We start from the raw sequence: 14,748 nt of genomic DNA on the forward strand, positions 1-14,748 counted from the left end.
ATCCCCAGCGCCACCCCCAGGAAGTGTCCGTCCAGCCCCATCCCGAACACATTGGCCAGCAGCCAGCCGCCGCCCACCGCCAGCGCGATCCGGCACAGCCCCGCGGCCACCGGCCAGCGCATGCGGCCCGCGCCCATCGAGGCAAAGTACAGCGCCATGCCCAGGCCGAAGCTGCCGAAGGCCGGCCCTACCCATGACAGCGCGCGCGCGGCGATGGCGATCACTTCGGGGTCATGGGTGAACAGGCTGGCAAAGCGCACCGGCGCCAGGCCCACGGCAATGCCGGCGGTGCCGGCGATGGCCAGCGCCAGGAACGCGCCGACCCATGCCGTGCGGCGCGCGGTATGCCAGTCGCCGGCGCCCACGGCGCGGCCGACCAGTGCGGTCAGCGCCGAGCCCACGCCAAAGGCCAGCGGGATCATCAGGAATTCCAGCCGCGCCGAGATGCCATAGGCCGCCACCGCCGCGGTGCCATGGTGGCGCAGCTGCGCGGTGACCAGGATGGTGGTCAGGTTGGCCACCGAGGCCAGCGCGCACGCCACCAGGCCCACCGACAGGATGCGCGCGAACAGCTCCCACGACGGCCGCACCCGCAGCACCGGCACAAAGCCCGCGCCGCCGCGCGCCACCACGATCGCCATCGCCAGCGCCGCGGCCCACGACACCGCCGCCAGCGCGGCGCCGATGCCGGCCAGCCCCATGCCGGCAGGCTCGGCCAGCAGCCACGACAGCGCGGGGAAAGCGACCCACATCAGCGCCAGCACGCGTGCGGCCAGCGCATGGCGGCCGCCGCCGCGCAGCACCGAGGCCAGCGTATTGGCCAGCCACGCCGGAATGGCGCCGACACCGAACAGCCAGATCGCATAGCTGGCAGCGGCCTCCGCCGCCGTGGCGCCGGCCACCGCGCCCAGCACGCCGCGCGGGAAGCCCGCCAGCACCACCGCAAAGGCCAGCCCGGCGGTCACTGCGATCAGCAGCGCGTGCATGACCAGCGAAGACGCTTCCTCGCGCTTGTTGGCGCCAAGCGCGCGGGCGATGGCCGCGACCACGCCGCCGCCCATCGCTCCGGTCGACATCTGCTGCAGTAGCAGCGCAAACGGCAGCACCACCGCCCAGCCGGCCAGCGCCGCCGTGCCCTGGCGCGCGGCCAGCCAGGTTTCGATCAACTGGGCCACGGCCTGCAGCACGGCGATCAGCGCGGTCGGTCCGGCCAGCTTGCCGATGCGGCGCGCAATTTCAGTGGCCGGTACCGCCTCGGCGGGCAGGGCGCCCGCGGGCAATGTGCGCGTGTCAGTCATGGCGGGCCTCCCCTGGCTCGCCAACGGTCCCGGCCTCGCCAAAGCGCTGCCGCAGGAAGCGGCCGGCACCGGGGCCGGGCAGGACACGCAAATCGTCCAGCGTGATCGCGCTGCCGTCGGCGCGCGCCAGCGCCGGCTCGGCAATCTCGGCGCCGGTGCGGCGGTCCTGCAGCAGCGTCAGCGGACCCTTTTCGTCGGTCATCCAGCGGTCGGCCCAGGCCTTGAGCGCGACATAGGCCGGGAAGAAGTCGCGGCCCTTGTCGGTCAGCTGGTAGACGTGGCGAGCGCCGCCCTCGGGCGTTACGCGGGCCAGCAGCCCGTGCGCCACCAGCGTCTTCAGGCGCGCGCTGAGGATGTTGGGGGCGATGCCCAGGTTGCGTTCGAACTCGTCGAAGCGCGTGCTGCCGTAGAAGGCCTCGCGCAGCACAAGGATGGCCCAGCGTTCGCCCAGCACGGCCATGGAGCGGGCCACGGGGCAGGGCATCGAGGTGAAATCGGTAGGGGGCATGGTCTCCGCCGTTCTGGTCCTGTCGACTTGCTTGCAAAGTGCAAGTTTTCTGGAGCATAGCTTGCAAAACGAAAGTTTGCAGGGCTGGTTGCGACCCTGAGTCCGGAAAGCGTTCGTTCACCGGCCAGCGGTGCCGGCTACGCCACCGCGTCGCGGAACACTTCAAGCTTGTCCAGTTCCTCTCGCAGGAACCCGATCAGCGCGCGGGTGGCCATCGACGGGTGCAGGTTAGGCGTGGTGATGATGAAGAGCTTGTTGCCCAGCCCCTCCGGGCGCCAGTCGGGCAGCACCGGCACCAGCCGGCCGGCGCGCACTTCCTCCCAGCCGATGTAGACCGGCAGCATGCCGATGCCGAGGCCCTCGCGCACGGCGCGCGCCAGGAACAGGAAGTTTTCCGACTGAAGCTTTGGCGTCAGCGCCACGTCCACGCGCTGGCTGTCGCGGTACAGCGACAGCGGGAACTGGCGCGGCGGGTATGGCGGGCACAGGAAGTTGCAGCCGGTCAGGTCGGGCGGCGCTTGTACTGGCGGGATGTCTGCGAGGTACTCCGGCGATGCATACAGTTGCCACCGGATGTCGCAGATTTCACGCGCCACGTGATCCAGCGGCGGCGCCGAGGTGACCTTCAGCGCGACATCGATCTCGGCCGCGATCAGGTCGTTGACGCGGTTGGCGAAGAACACGCGCAGCGTGATGCCGGGGTGCTTCCGCGCAAACTGCAGCAGCAGCGGCGCGATATAGGCATCGCCCAGCCCGGTGGGCACGCTCACGCGCACATGGCCGCGCAGGGTCCGGCCCAGGCTGTCGATCTCGGCCTGCGCCGAGGCCACTTCCTGCAGGATGCGCACGCCATGCTGGTACAGCGCATGGCCGGGCCCGGTCAGCTCCAGCCGGCGCGTGGTCCGGCGCAGCAGCTGGGCGCCGGCCTGGTGCTCCAGCTCACGCAGCTGGCGGCTGACCTGCGAGCGCGTCACGCCGCGGCGCCGGCCGGCTTCGGCCAGGTTGCCCGCATCGACGATGTCGACGAAGGCCTGGATCAGGTTGAGGTCCATCGGGGATTGCCTGCAGGATTGTCGCGTCTGGTGCAACATTGTGATTCCGATGCACCTGATTGTCGATCCACGGCTACGCCGATACAGTGGTCGGCTGACAGAACGGATCGCATACAGGAGACGACGGATGGCCACGGACCTCTGGTTTGAAGACATGCACCGCAGCGGCGAAGAATTGCTGGCGCGCGGCGCCCGCCTGGCCGGCGGCCTGCGCGCGCTGGGCGTGCAGGAGGGCGACGTGGTCGCCGTGCTGCTGCGTAACGATCCGGCCTATGCCGACGTGGTCCATGCCTGCCGTACCGCGGGCTGCTACTACTGCCCGATCAACTGGCACTTCACCGCCGAGGAAGTGCGCTTCCTGCTGACCGACAGCGGCGCCAGGGTGCTGCTGGTGCAGGCCGACCTGCTGCCCGCCGTGCGCGACGCCGTTCCGGCCGGCATGACGGTGCTGTCGGTGGGCGGCCCCGCCCAAGGCGCCATCGACTATGAAAGCTGGCTGGCGCAGCAGCCGGCCTACGACGGCCCGCGCGTGGCGCCGCGCGGCCATATGGCCTACACCTCCGGCACCACCGGCCGGCCCAAGGGCGTGGTGCGCCAGCCGCTGCCGCTGGACCGGCTGGAGGAACAGCTCGCGCGCATGCGCTCGGTGGTGAGGCAGACCTACGGCATCGAGCCGGGCTGCCGCACGCTGATGTCGGCGCCGCTGTATCACAGCGCGCCGGGCTCGTTTATCCAGAACGCGCTGCAGATGGCCGAACGCCTGGTGCTCACGTCGCGCTTTGATGCCGAGCAGGTGCTGGCGCTGGTGGAAAAGCACCGCATCGACGTGCTCTACCTGGTGCCGATCATGTACGTGCGCCTGCTCAAGCTGCCGCCCGAGGTGCGCGCCAGGTACGACCTGTCTTCGATCCGCTTCGTCGCCTCCACCGGCTCGCCGTGCTCGCCCGAAGTAAAGCGCGCGATGCTGGAATGGCTGGGCCCGGTCATCCACGAAACCTACGCCTCCAGCGAAGCCGGCATGATCACCGTGGCCACGCCGGCCGATGCCGCCGCGCGCCCGGGGACCGCCGGCAAACCGGTCGATGACGCGCAGCTGCGCATCCTCGACGAGAACGGCCGCCAGTGCGCGCCGGGCGAGATCGGCCTGGTCTACGTGCGCCAGCCGGCTTACCCCGACTTCAGCTACCGCAACAATGATGCCGCGCGCGCCGCCATCGACCGAGACGGGCTGGTGACGCTGGGTGACATGGGCTATGTCGATGCCGACGGCTACCTGTTTATCTGCGACCGCGCATCGGACATGGTGATCTCCGGCGGCGTGAACATCTACCCGGCCGAGATCGAGCATGAGCTGGTGCGCTACCCCGGCGTGGCCGACTGCGTGGTGTTCGGCATCCCCGACGACGAGTACGGCGAGCGCCTGCTGGGCATGGTGCAGCCGATGCCAGGCGTGGAGATCCGCGAGGCCGAGGTGATCGACTGGCTGCGCCAGCGGCTGTCCGGCTTCAAGGTGCCGCGCAGCATCGTGGTCGAGACGCAGCTGCCGCGCGATGAAACCGGCAAGCTCGCCAAGCGCCGGCTGCGTGACCGATACTGGGAAGGCCGCCAGCGCCGCGTCTGAGCGCGTGCCCGGCCTGGATCGATCACGACCGATAACAACAGGAGGAGACGCGATGCAGAACAAACCAAGCGGACGGCGCGCCTGGCTCGCCGCGATGGCAGCCGGCGCGGGGTGCGCGCTGGCCATGTGGGGCGGAGCCGCGCAGGCCGCCTATCCCGATCGCCCGATCAAGCTGGTGGTGCCCTACACCCCCGGCGGCTCGACCGACCAGTTCGGCCGCGCGCTGGCCGACGGCATGTCGCGCCAGCTGGGCCAGACCGTGGTGGTGGAAAACCGCCCGGGCGCGGCCACCATGATCGGCACCACCAGCGTGGCGCGTGCGCCGGCAGACGGTTACACCATGGTGCTGGCCACCAACGGCAGCATGGTGCTCAACCCGATGCTGTACAAGAAGATCAACTACGATCCGCCCAAGGATTTCAAGATCTTCAGCATCGGCGCCGAGGTGCCGCTGGTGGTGGTGACCAACAGCAAGGTGCCGGCCAGCAATATCCGCGAGTTCGCGGCCTACGCCAAGGCCGCGGGCGGCAAGCTCAACTATGGCTCGGTCGGCCTGGGCAACGCGCTCCAGCTGGCCACCGAAATGCTCAAGACCGAGCTGGGCATCAGCGTCACCCACGTGCCCTACAACGGCAGCGCCCCGGCGCTGTCGGCGCTGCTGGCCAACGACGTGCAACTGATGGTGGATGTGGTCAGCACCTCGCTGCCGCATATCAAGGCAGGCAAGCTCAAGGCGCTGGCGGTCACCGGCCGCACCCGGCTGGACGTGCTGCCCGACGTGCCGACCGTGGCGGAAAGCGGCTATCCCAACTTCCAGGCCGCCACCTGGTTCGGCCTGGCCGTGCCCGCGCAGACGCCGCCCGATGCGGTGGCCAGGCTGCAGGCCGCCGCTGCCCACGTGCTCAAGGACGCGCAGTTCCGTTCCACCTTCAGCGCGCTGGGACTGGTCGTGCAGGCGCCGCGCACGCAGGCCGAGATCGACCGCTATATCGAAGCCGACCGCGAGCACTGGGGCAAGGTGATCAAGGCCAATAACATTTCGTTGGACTGACTGGAAGTGCGGGAGCCGCCAGGGCCATGGGGTAAGCTACTGCTCGCCCCTGGCCTGGCAGGCCGCCGGTGACTTTCCCGTCACCGCCCGCGCCAAGCAGGAACAACCCGGCCGGGGCGGGCTCCAACCCGGAGCCGTTCATCAGGAGTCCGATTTGAAATTCCCCGTTGCCGGGCTGGCGCTTGCCGGCCTGCTGGGCGCCGCTGCCGGCGCCATTGCCGCCCCCGCTTCCGCCCCTGCCGCCAAACCAGCCCCCGCACCGGCCAAGGCCCAGGCCAAGGCCGAGAACAGCGCGCTGTCGCCGCTGCTGGCCATGCTGGAAATCGGCAACCCGCTGCCGGCCTTGCCGGATTGCGCCGACAAGCGCACGCCCGATGGCCGCGATGTCACCGGATTCTGTGTCGAACTGAAGGGCGATGGCCTGATGCGCCAGGTCGGCGTGCCGCGCGCGCAGCGCCCGTCCTTCATGGACGGCCCCTTTGTGCTGGCCTTTGTCGACCGCAACGCGCTGGTCGGCCTGGTGGTCCCGACCGCCGGCGCCAACTCGCAGCAGGCCGCGGCCGACAGCGTCAGCGCGCTGTACGGCAAGCCGTTCCGGCAGGAGCAGGTCGACATGCCCGACAAGGCTGGCAAGAGCATCAAGACGCTGCATGCCGGCTGGATGCACAAGCCGCTGACGGTTGAGCTCTACGCCATGCCGGAAGACCCCAACACCGGCACCATCGAAATGCTGCTGCCGCAGGCGCGCGTGCTGATGGCGGACAAGGATGCCGAGGTGGACAAGCAGCTCAATCCGGCCTCGGCGCCCGCGGCCAAGGGCGGCAAGGCAGCCGCCGCCAAGCCCGCGCCAAAGCCAGCCGCCAAGCCGGAGAAGCCTGGCAGCTGGTAACACTCCGCAGCAGGCGGCCTGCCCGCCTGCTGACCTGGCCTCAGAGCCCTTCCATCACCTTGTCCAGCCCCCGCACCACGCCGCGCACGGTGTGGACCTTGCGGATCGCCAGCAGCGCGCCGGCGACATAGGGCGTGGAGCCGTCGCCGGCCTCGTGCTTCAGGTGCAGGCGCTGGCCGTCGGCGCCGAAGATCACTTCCACGCCAAGCTGGTAGCCCGGCAGCCGCACCGCGTGCACCTGCGTGCCCGACATGGTGGCGCCGCGGGTTTCCTTCGGGCCCTTGACCTGGTCGACCGGCACCGCCTGCGCGGCGGCCTTGACCTGGCCGAGCCGGTAGGCCAGCTCGCGCACGGTGCCGGAGGGCACGTCGATCTTGCCGGCCTTGGCGTAGTCGATGATCTCCCAGTGCTCCAGGTGGCGCGCGGCCATCTCGGCAAACTTCTGCAGCAGCACCACCGTGATGGCGAAATTGCCGCAGGCGAGCACGCCGCGGTCGGCCTGGCGCGCGGCCGCGTCGATCTCGGCATAGTCCTCGTCGGTCAGCCCCGAGGTGCCCACCACCACGTGCGCGCCGTGCGCCAGCGCCTGCAGGATGTTGTGCTTGGCGATGCCCGGCTTGGTGTATTCGACATAGACGTCGTAGGGCGTTTCCCCCAGGGCCTCGATGCTGGCGGCCGCCACGCCCGGCGTATCGGCATGGCCGGTCAGCTGCGCCAGAGGCTGCCCGGCGGCGCCGCGCGACAGGCCGGCCACCAGGGTCATGTCGGCCGCATGGGCCACGCCGCGCGCCAGTTCGCCGCCGGCCCAGCCGGTCACGCCGCCCACGGCGACACGGATCGGGTTGTTCATATTGTTGCTCCGCAAACGCTTGATCGGGTTGGCAGCATACCGCGTCAGCCGGCAGCACGCCGGCGGTCGAGCTTGCGCGCGAGCACGATCGAGGTGGTGGTGTGGTTGACGCCGTCGAGCATGCCGATCTCGTCGAGCAGCCGGTCCAGGCGGTCGTGCGTGTCGCAGCGGATCGCCACCAGGTAGTCGACCGGGCCGCTGACCGAATTGACCTCTTCGATCTCGGGCAGGCGCTGCAGCGCGCGCAGGATCGCGGGCGCGGCCTTGGGCTGCACCGACAGGCCGCAATAGGCCAGGATGGCGTTGTCTTCCATGCGCTGCCCCAGCCGCACGCCGTAGCCGGCAATCACCCCGCTGCGCTCCAGCCGCGCGATGCGCGCGACCACGGTGGTGCGGGCGATACCCAGGTGCCGGGCGAGGTTGGCGGCGCTTTCGCGGGCATTGGCCTGCAGCAGCGACAGCAGGTGCCGGTCGGTGGTGTCGAGCTCGGTCATTACGTCGGGATGGTTCGTCGTTTCGTTCGATTATGGCGGGTTTTCGTCGCTCTTGTGGCTTCATTGTGTCGCGCTGGCTATCCATACTCCAGTCAACAGGACAACCTTTTCTTGTGGACGGAGACACCATGCAAGCCTCGAACCTGGGCCGGCAGGCCCCGCGCGACCTGCCCAAGGCGACCCGCCCGCTGCACGTGGCGGTGCTGGGCGCGGGCAAGATCGGGCGCACCATTGCCACCATGCTGCATGACAGTGGCGACTACCGCGTCAGCGTGGTCGACCATGACGCACGGCGCCTCGACGGCCTGCCGCGCGGCGTGCTGGCGCGCGCCGGCGACCCCACCGAGCCTGGCACCTGCGCCGCGCTGCTGGCCGGCGCCGATGCCGTGCTCAACGCGCTGCCGTTCCACGCCGCGATCAGCGTGGCTTCGGTGGCGGCGCGCCTGGGCGTGCATTACTTCGACCTGACCGAGGACGTGGCCGCGACCCAGGCCATCCGCCAGCTGGCGCAAAGCGCGCGCTCGGTGCTGATGCCGCAGTGCGGGCTGGCGCCGGGCTTTATCGGCGTGGTCGGGCATGACCTGGCGCAGCGCTTCCTGCGCGGCGGGGGAGAACTGCTGGACCTGCAGATGCGGGTCGGCGCGCTGCCGCGCTACCCCAGCAATGCGCTCAAGTACAACCTGACCTGGAGCACCGAGGGACTGATCAACGAGTACTGCAACCCGTGCGAGGCCATCGTCGACGGCCGTCGCGTGGAACTGACGGCGCTGGAGGGGCTGGAAAGCTTTGCGCTGGACGGCATCGAGTACGAAGCCTTTAATACATCTGGCGGCCTGGGCACGCTGCCCGAGACGCTGGCCGGCCGCGCGCGCCATGTCGACTACAAGTCCATCCGCTATCCGGGCCATTGCGCGCTGATGAAACTGCTGCTCAACGACCTGCGCCTGCGCGAACGCCGTGAATGGCTGCGCGATATCTTCGATCGCGCCATCCCGGTGACCGACCAGGACGTGGTGATCGTGTTCGCCACCGCCACCGGCTACCCGGCCGGGGGCGAACGCGGGCGCGGGCCGCTGACGCAGGCTTCGTTCTCGGCGCGCATCGGCGGGGTGGATGGCAAGGGGGGCCATGTCAACGCGATCCAGCTGACCACTGCCGCGGGCATCTGCACCGCGCTGGACATGGTGGCCACCGGCGCGCTGCCGCAATCCGGCTTCGTGCGGCAGGAGTCGATGCCGCTGGACGCCTTCCTTGCCAATCGCTTCGGCCGCCATTACACGCAGCATCCGCTCCAGGAGACCGTCATATGAAAGCGCAAGAGTTCGCTGCCTGCTGGGATTCGCTGGGCCTGCCGCGGCCGTGGCGGGAGGGCACGCCGGCCGGCGCCGTGACGGTCCGCTCGCCGGTCGATGGCGAGGCCATCGGCCATGTCCCGGCCTGCACGCCGGCGCAGGCCGATGCGCTGATCGCCCGCGCCCACGCGGCGCAGACCACCTGGGCGCTGCTGCCTGCGCCTGCGCGCGGCGAGATCGTGCGGCGCTTCGGCGAGGTGCTGCGCGAACACAAGCCGGCGCTGGGCCGGCTGGTCTCGCTCGAGTCCGGCAAGATCCTGCAGGAAGGCCTGGGCGAGGTGCAGGAGATGATCGACATCTGCGACTTCGCGGTCGGGCTGTCGCGCCAGTTGCACGGGCTGACCATTGCCTCCGAGCGCCCGCAGCATGCGATGCGCGAGACCTGGCATCCGTATGGGCTGTGCGGCGTGATCTCGGCCTTCAACTTTCCGGTGGCGGTGTGGGCGTGGAATGCGGCGCTGGCGCTGGTGTGCGGCAACGGCGTGATCTGGAAACCCTCGGAAAAAGTCACCCTGTGCGCGCTGGCCGCGCATGGCCTGCTGGAGCGCGTGCTCGCCGCGGCGGCGCCGCAGCACGCCGGCATCTCGGCGGTGCTGCCGGGCGGGCGCATGCTGGGCACCCACCTGGTGTCGCACCCGGCGGTGCGGCTGGTCAGCGCCACCGGCTCGACCCGCATGGGCCGCGAGGTCGGCGTTGCCTGCGCCGGGCACTTCAAGCGCAGCATCCTGGAGCTGGGCGGCAACAATGCCGCCATCGTCGCGCCTTCGGCCGACATCGAGCTGGCGGTGCGGGCCATCACCTTCGCCGCGGCCGGCACCGCGGGCCAGCGTTGCACCACGCTGCGTCGCTGCTTTATCCACGCCGACCTGATGGACACCATGGCGAGCCGGCTGATCACCGTGTTCGACCGCCTGCCCGTCGGCGACCCGCTCGCTGACGGCACCCTGGTCGGCCCGCTGATCGACACCGCCGCGGGCGATGCCATGGCCAATGCGCTGGCCGCCTGCCGCGCGCAGGGCAATATCGTCACCGGCGGCGAACGGCTGCTGGCCGACCGCTACCCGCATGCCTGTTACGTGCGGCCCGCGCTGGTGATGACCGACGCCCAGCACGACACCATGCTGACCGAAACCTTCGCGCCGATCCTGTACCTGATGCCGTACACCACGCTGGATGAGGCCATCGCGCTGAACAATGCCTCGCCGCACGGGCTATCGTCGTGCATCTTCACGGAATCGATGCGCGAGGCCGAGCGCTTCCTGTCCTCGGCAGGCAGCGACTGCGGCATCGCCAACGTCAACATCGGCACCAGCGGCGCAGAGATCGGCGGCGCCTTCGGCGGGGAAAAGGCAACCGGCGGGGGCCGCGAGTCGGGATCGGATGCGTGGAAGGGCTATATGCGCCGCGCCACCAACACGATCAACTATGGCGATTCGCTGCCGCTGGCGCAGGGGATACGGTTCGAGATCTGACGGCATCCCTGGGCGTGTTACAGGGCGCGTAGGGAACTGTAACAAGCCTTACACGCCTTTGACGCCGTATTACGCTTTCTGCCCGTATAACGTCAGCAGGGCAGGCACATGCCCGTTCCGACCCCAAGGACGAATGATGAGAATGCTGACGATTGGACTGGCTGCCGCTGCGGCATCCGTCACCCTGCTGGGCGGCTGCGCCGTCTATCCCACGCCTGCCGGTCCCGCGGTCGGCCCTGCGCCGGTGTACGTGGCGCCCGCGCCGGTGGTGGTGGCACCGCGGCCGTACTACTACGGCGGCTATGGCGGCTACTATGGCCATGGCTACTATGGCCGGGGCTACCGCCGCTGGTAATGAGCGCGGTTGGCACGACAATGCGCGAGGATGCCGGCGCGTAGAGAGAGGCTGCGCGCCGGCCGCAGTTCAGTTGCCGGCCGCGTCGCCGGCCCGGGCGTTCAGCCCGCCCCAGCTGGGCGCGAGCGTCTGGCCGATCTCCGGCAAATCCACCAGGTCGAGCACGCGCCCGACCGTATGGTCGACCAGTTCGGCAATGCTTTGCGGCTTCTGGTAGAAGCCCGGCACCGGCGGGAATACGATCCCGCCCATTTCCGTCACCGCCGTCATATTGCGCAGGTGCGCAAGGTTCAGCGGCGTTTCCCGCACCATCAGCACCAGCTTGCGCCGCTCCTTGAGCGTGACGTCGGCGGCGCGCGTGATCAGGTTGTCGGACAGGCCGTGCGCAATCGCCGCCAGCGTGCGCATGGAGCAGGGGGCGACCACCATCGCCTGTGCGCGGAACGAGCCGCTGGCGATGGTCGCGCCGATGTCGCGCACGTTGTGCACGACGCTGGCCAGCGCCTCCACCTCGGCACGGCTGATGTCCAGCTCGTGCTGCAGGTTCATCACGCCGGCCGGCGAAATCAGCAGATGGGTTTCCACCGAGGGCGCCGCGCGCAGCACCTGCAGCAGGCGCACGCCGTAGATGGCACCGGTGGCGCCCGTGATGGCGACGATCAGCCGTTTGGGTGTGCCGCCAGTCACGGACATAAAGGAACTCAGCCCTTCAGCAGGGTTTGCAGTTCGCCGTTCTGGTACATCTCCATCATGATGTCCGAGCCGCCGATGAACTCGCCGTTCACGTAGAGCTGCGGAATGGTCGGCCAGTTGGCGTATTCCTTGATGCCCTGGCGGATGCCTTCGTCATCCAGCACGTTGACCGTGGTCGGCGCGTCCACGCCACAGGCCTTCAGAATCTGGATGGCGCGGCCCGAGAAGCCGCACATCGGGAATTGCGCGGTGCCCTTCATGAACAGGACTACCGGGTTGCCCTTGACGATCTGATCGATCTTTTGCTGCACGTCGCTCATGGTTTGCTTTTCAGTGGGGCGATGCCGTGTCGCGGGCGCCGCCTGGGGAGAATGGGACGCCACGCGGCCTGGCCGCGTGGCGGGGATCTGACGGCGATTTTACCGGAATCGCCGCCGGGCTTCAGTGACCGGCAGTGGTGCCGCCGGGCCGGGCGCCTTGCCAGCGCCCGCCGGTGCAGCGTTCCAGGCCGGCCAGGTCGCGGGCGGTGAAGATCTCGGTGAAACCGGTGTCCTCCAGCAGCTGGCGGGTGGCCTGCGCCTGGTCGTAGCCATGCTCCATCAGCAGCCAGCCGTCAGGCAGCAGCCGGGCGCCGGCACCGCTGACAATGGCCCGCAGGTCGGACAGGCCGTCGTCGTGGTCGGTCAGCGCGTCGATCGGTTCGAAGCGCAGGTCGCCTTCGACCAAGTGCGGGTCGCCCGCGGCGATGTAGGGCGGATTGCTGACGATCAGGTGAAAGCGCAGGCCCGGCGGCAGCGCCGCGTACCAGTCAGACACCAGGAAGTGGATGCGGTCGGCGCCGAGCGCGCTGGCGTTGTCCTGCGCCACCATCAGCGCGCCGGGCGAGATGTCGGTGGCCCAGACTTGCGCATCCCGGCGCTCGCGCGCCAGCGTCACGGCCAGGATGCCCGAGCCTGTGCCCAGGTCCAGCACGGTCGGCTGCGGCACCTCGGCCAGCCGCGCCAGCGAGGCTTCGGCGGCGACCTCGGTATCGGGCCGCGGGATCAGCACGTCAGGCGTGACCCGGAACTTGCGGCCGAAGAACTCGCGCTCGCCGATCAGGTAGGCCATCGGCTCGCCCGCCAGCCGCCGCGCCAGCAGCGTGGCAAAGGCGTCGCGCTGGGCGATGGTGAGGGTGTCGGTGTCGCGGGTGATCAGCTGGGTGCGGCTCAGGCCGGTGACATGCGTCAGCAGCATGCGCACTTCCAGGGCAGGCAGCCCGGCCATGGCGGCGAGGGTCTGGGCTTCGCGCAGCGTGGGGGTCGCCGGCAGCGCGGCAGAGTTTGGGGAAGACATCGAAAGGGAGGGGACGGTTCTTTTGCCGGCTACAAAAAACCCCACCGGCGCAAAGGCCTGGCGGGGCTTTGGGGCGGGACTTCCAGCTTGCCGCCAGTGTACCGCTCATCGACAGCGGGCGGCGCAATGCCCCCGCCGGGACGATTACTTATTGACGGCGTCCTTGGCCTTGTCGGCACCCGTGTTGACGGCATCCTTGGCGGCCTGCTTGGCGTCTGCCATGGCGCTGCCGGCTTCTGCCTTGGCCTTGTCGGCGGCGGCCGAGAGGTCGGCTGCGGCACCGCTGGCGGCGGCCTTGGCGGCGTCTGCGGCGTTGCTGGCGGCAGCGGCGGCATCGCTGGCGGCGGCCTTGGCGGATTCAGCGGCGCTTTGCATGGCGCTCTCGGCGTTCGAGGCGGCAGGCGGAGCTTCTTCCTTCTTGCTGCAAGCGGCCATGGCCGCGGTGATCATCAACAGCGCGAGCAGTTTTTTCATGATTTCGTCCTAGGTATGTTCTCGGGAGTGACTACCCGGCACCATTCTCCGTTTGCCGGTCGAAATCGATTATAGACAGCCGCCTTACCCCTACCAGTGCTGTTTCAAGCATTTACAAGAAATACAAAGATATCGGCGACTTTACGCGGTGTTCGGGGCGGAAGGCCGGTTGCACGACATTTTGTGGTGCTTACGACTCTTCGCCAAGTGCAGCAAGCTGATCAGCCTGGTGTTCCGAAGCCAGTGCCGACAGCAGCTCATCCATGTCGCCGTCCATGATCATGTCGATCTTGTACAGCGTCAGGTTGATGCGGTGGTCGGTCACGCGCCCCTGCGGGAAGTTGTAGGTGCGGATGCGGTCGCTGCGGTCGCCCGAGCCGATCAGGTTGCGCCGCGTGCTGGCCTCCTTCGCCTGGGCGGCGCGCGTCTGCATGTCCTTGATGCGGGCCGCCAGCACCTTCATCGCCTTGTCCTTGTTGCGGTGCTGGCTGCGGTCGTCCTGGCACTCGACCACGATGCCGGTCGGCAGGTGGGTCAGGCGCACCGCGGAATCGGTCTTGTTGACGTGCTGCCCGCCAGCGCCCGAGGCGCGGAAGGTGTCGATGCGCAGGTCGGCCGGGTTGATCTCGACCTCGCCCACTTCATCGGCTTCGGGCATCACCGCGACCGTGCAGGCCGAGGTGTGGATGCGCCCCTGTGCCTCGGTAGCCGGGACGCGCTGCACGCGGTGGCCGCCGGATTCGAACTTCAGCCTGGAGAATGCCGCATCGCCGGCGATGCGCACGATCACTTCCTTGTAGCCGCCCAGGTCCGATTCCGATTCGCTCATCACTTCGACCTGCCAGCGCTGGCGTTCGGCATAGCGCGTGTACATGCGCAGCAGGTCGCCGGCGAACAGCGCGCTTTCCTCGCCGCCGGTGCCGGCGCGGATTTCCAGCAGCAGGTTGCGGTCGTCGTTCGGGTCCTTGGGCAGCAGCAGGCGCTGCAGGCTCGCTTCCAGGGCTTCCAGCCGCGCGCGCGCGCTGGCGATCTCGTCGGCGGCAAAGTCCTTCATCTCCGGATCGTCCAGCAGCGCCTGCGCGGTGGCCAGGTCGTCCTGCGCCTGGCGGTACTGGCCGTACTGCTCGGCCACCGGCGACAACTCGGCATGTTCGCGGCTGAGCTTGCGGTACTGGTCGATCTTCGCGGTCGCGTCTTCGCGCGCGAGCAGGGCGTTGACTTCATCGAGTCGCTCGGCCAGTTGGTCGAGCTTGGCAAGCATGCTGGCTTTCATCGGGTGCGGGGGAAAGAGGTGGGCCAGGGGC

At 69.1% G+C, this 14,748-nt stretch carries 16 protein-coding genes; 6 read left to right on the forward strand and 10 right to left on the reverse strand.

All coding sequences use genetic code 11. From position 1 onward, the window contains the following. From AC3WRR_RS35425 to AC3WRR_RS35435, 3 genes are all read right to left on the reverse strand, one after another. Positions 1 to 1,298, reverse strand: a 1,298-nt coding sequence (locus AC3WRR_RS35425; RefSeq protein ID WP_492299517.1) for an MATE family efflux transporter, incomplete at its 3' end; no start/stop codon positions are given. Next, complete coding sequence (locus AC3WRR_RS35430) at positions 1,291 to 1,806, reverse strand: winged helix-turn-helix transcriptional regulator (RefSeq protein ID WP_010809867.1); 516 nt, start codon at positions 1,804 to 1,806, stop codon at positions 1,291 to 1,293. The genes AC3WRR_RS35425 and AC3WRR_RS35430, both read right to left, overlap by 8 nt. A 137-nt stretch (positions 1,807 to 1,943) precedes the next feature. Continuing rightward, positions 1,944 to 2,858 carry a LysR family transcriptional regulator gene (locus tag AC3WRR_RS35435; RefSeq protein ID WP_010809868.1) on the reverse strand — a complete coding sequence of 305 codons (915 nt, stop codon included), beginning with the start codon at positions 2,856 to 2,858 and terminating at the stop codon, positions 1,944 to 1,946. Between the two features lie 127 nt (positions 2,859 to 2,985). Between AC3WRR_RS35435 and AC3WRR_RS35440 the strand changes: the two genes are divergently transcribed. The 3 genes from AC3WRR_RS35440 to AC3WRR_RS35450 all read left to right on the forward strand — a co-directional run bounded on the left by AC3WRR_RS35440 (position 2,986) and on the right by AC3WRR_RS35450 (position 6,419). Continuing rightward, positions 2,986 to 4,479, forward strand: a complete 1,494-nt coding sequence (locus tag AC3WRR_RS35440; RefSeq protein ID WP_010809869.1) for an acyl-CoA synthetase — start codon at positions 2,986 to 2,988, stop codon at positions 4,477 to 4,479. 52 nt (positions 4,480 to 4,531) lie between these two features. Beyond that, entirely contained in the window at positions 4,532 to 5,530 is a 999-nt protein-coding gene (locus AC3WRR_RS35445; RefSeq protein ID WP_492299520.1) for a Bug family tripartite tricarboxylate transporter substrate binding protein, read from the forward strand. Positions 5,531 to 5,684: 154 nt separating this feature from the next. Next, the gene (locus AC3WRR_RS35450) at positions 5,685 to 6,419 is read left to right on the forward strand and encodes a hypothetical protein (protein WP_010809871.1); all 735 of its coding nucleotides are present in this window, start codon (positions 5,685 to 5,687) and stop codon (positions 6,417 to 6,419) included. Positions 6,420 to 6,459: 40 nt separating this feature from the next. Here AC3WRR_RS35450 and dapB read toward each other — a convergent pair whose 3' ends face one another. Next, on the reverse strand, positions 6,460 to 7,269 hold the full coding sequence (gene dapB, locus AC3WRR_RS35455) for a 4-hydroxy-tetrahydrodipicolinate reductase (protein WP_010809872.1): 810 nt from the start codon (positions 7,267 to 7,269) through the stop codon (positions 6,460 to 6,462). Between the two features lie 44 nt (positions 7,270 to 7,313). Beyond that, on the reverse strand, positions 7,314 to 7,763 hold the full coding sequence (locus AC3WRR_RS35460; protein ID WP_010809873.1) for an Lrp/AsnC family transcriptional regulator: 450 nt from the start codon (positions 7,761 to 7,763) through the stop codon (positions 7,314 to 7,316). Between the two features lie 128 nt (positions 7,764 to 7,891). Here AC3WRR_RS35460 and AC3WRR_RS35465 point away from each other — a divergent pair, with 128 nt between their 5' ends. The 3 genes from AC3WRR_RS35465 (at position 7,892) to AC3WRR_RS35475 (ending at position 10,942) form a co-directional block, all read left to right on the forward strand. Continuing rightward, positions 7,892 to 9,073 carry a saccharopine dehydrogenase family protein gene (locus tag AC3WRR_RS35465; RefSeq protein ID WP_010809874.1) on the forward strand — a complete coding sequence of 394 codons (1,182 nt, stop codon included), beginning with the start codon at positions 7,892 to 7,894 and terminating at the stop codon, positions 9,071 to 9,073. Continuing rightward, positions 9,070 to 10,587 (forward strand): L-piperidine-6-carboxylate dehydrogenase, encoded by a 1,518-nt coding sequence (gene amaB / locus AC3WRR_RS35470; RefSeq protein WP_011616119.1) that lies wholly within the window; start codon positions 9,070 to 9,072, stop codon positions 10,585 to 10,587. Before AC3WRR_RS35465 ends, amaB begins: the two co-directional genes overlap by 4 nt. A gap of 142 nt (positions 10,588 to 10,729) precedes the next feature. Next, positions 10,730 to 10,942: a hypothetical protein gene (locus AC3WRR_RS35475; RefSeq protein ID WP_010809876.1), complete on the forward strand. Its 213-nt coding sequence runs from the start codon at positions 10,730 to 10,732 to the stop codon at positions 10,940 to 10,942. A gap of 69 nt (positions 10,943 to 11,011) precedes the next feature. On the opposite strand, the gene AC3WRR_RS35480 is transcribed toward AC3WRR_RS35475, so the two are convergent. From AC3WRR_RS35480 to prfA, 5 genes are all read right to left on the reverse strand, one after another. Then, positions 11,012 to 11,635, reverse strand: coding sequence for a UbiX family flavin prenyltransferase (locus AC3WRR_RS35480; RefSeq protein ID WP_010809877.1), 624 nt, complete (start codon positions 11,633 to 11,635; stop codon positions 11,012 to 11,014). Positions 11,636 to 11,643: 8 nt separating this feature from the next. Beyond that, positions 11,644 to 11,955 (reverse strand): Grx4 family monothiol glutaredoxin, encoded by a 312-nt coding sequence (grxD, locus tag AC3WRR_RS35485; RefSeq protein ID WP_010809878.1) that lies wholly within the window; start codon positions 11,953 to 11,955, stop codon positions 11,644 to 11,646. Between the two features lie 121 nt (positions 11,956 to 12,076). After that, complete coding sequence (gene prmC, locus AC3WRR_RS35490; RefSeq protein WP_041687544.1) at positions 12,077 to 12,970, reverse strand: peptide chain release factor N(5)-glutamine methyltransferase; 894 nt, start codon at positions 12,968 to 12,970, stop codon at positions 12,077 to 12,079. Positions 12,971 to 13,114: 144 nt separating this feature from the next. Then, on the reverse strand, positions 13,115 to 13,444 hold the full coding sequence (locus AC3WRR_RS35495; RefSeq protein WP_010809880.1) for a hypothetical protein: 330 nt from the start codon (positions 13,442 to 13,444) through the stop codon (positions 13,115 to 13,117). Between the two features lie 190 nt (positions 13,445 to 13,634). Continuing rightward, entirely contained in the window at positions 13,635 to 14,717 is a 1,083-nt protein-coding gene (prfA, locus tag AC3WRR_RS35500; protein WP_010809881.1) for a peptide chain release factor 1, read from the reverse strand. Positions 14,718 to 14,748 lie beyond the last annotated feature (31 nt).

This window comes from Cupriavidus sp. FW305-3-2-15-C-LB2, from assembly GCF_058787575.1.

Coding starts and splice junctions, on each gene's coding strand:
- AC3WRR_RS35430 (WP_010809867.1), bottom strand. CDS start 1,806: ATGCCCCCTACCGATTTCACCTCGATGCCCTGCCCCGTGGCCCGCTCC.
- AC3WRR_RS35435 (WP_010809868.1), bottom strand. CDS start 2,858: ATGGACCTCAACCTGATCCAGGCCTTCGTCGACATCGTCGATGCGGGC.
- AC3WRR_RS35440 (WP_010809869.1), top strand. CDS start 2,986: ATGGCCACGGACCTCTGGTTTGAAGACATGCACCGCAGCGGCGAAGAA.
- AC3WRR_RS35445 (WP_492299520.1), top strand. CDS start 4,532: ATGCAGAACAAACCAAGCGGACGGCGCGCCTGGCTCGCCGCGATGGCA.
- dapB (WP_010809872.1), bottom strand. CDS start 7,269: ATGAACAACCCGATCCGTGTCGCCGTGGGCGGCGTGACCGGCTGGGCC.
- AC3WRR_RS35460 (WP_010809873.1), bottom strand. CDS start 7,763: ATGACCGAGCTCGACACCACCGACCGGCACCTGCTGTCGCTGCTGCAG.
- AC3WRR_RS35465 (WP_010809874.1), top strand. CDS start 7,892: ATGCAAGCCTCGAACCTGGGCCGGCAGGCCCCGCGCGACCTGCCCAAG.
- amaB (WP_011616119.1), top strand. CDS start 9,070: ATGAAAGCGCAAGAGTTCGCTGCCTGCTGGGATTCGCTGGGCCTGCCG.
- AC3WRR_RS35475 (WP_010809876.1), top strand. CDS start 10,730: ATGCTGACGATTGGACTGGCTGCCGCTGCGGCATCCGTCACCCTGCTG.
- AC3WRR_RS35480 (WP_010809877.1), bottom strand. CDS start 11,635: ATGTCCGTGACTGGCGGCACACCCAAACGGCTGATCGTCGCCATCACG.
- grxD (WP_010809878.1), bottom strand. CDS start 11,955: ATGAGCGACGTGCAGCAAAAGATCGATCAGATCGTCAAGGGCAACCCG.
- prmC (WP_041687544.1), bottom strand. CDS start 12,970: ATGTCTTCCCCAAACTCTGCCGCGCTGCCGGCGACCCCCACGCTGCGC.
- AC3WRR_RS35495 (WP_010809880.1), bottom strand. CDS start 13,444: ATGAAAAAACTGCTCGCGCTGTTGATGATCACCGCGGCCATGGCCGCT.
- prfA (WP_010809881.1), bottom strand. CDS start 14,717: ATGAAAGCCAGCATGCTTGCCAAGCTCGACCAACTGGCCGAGCGACTC.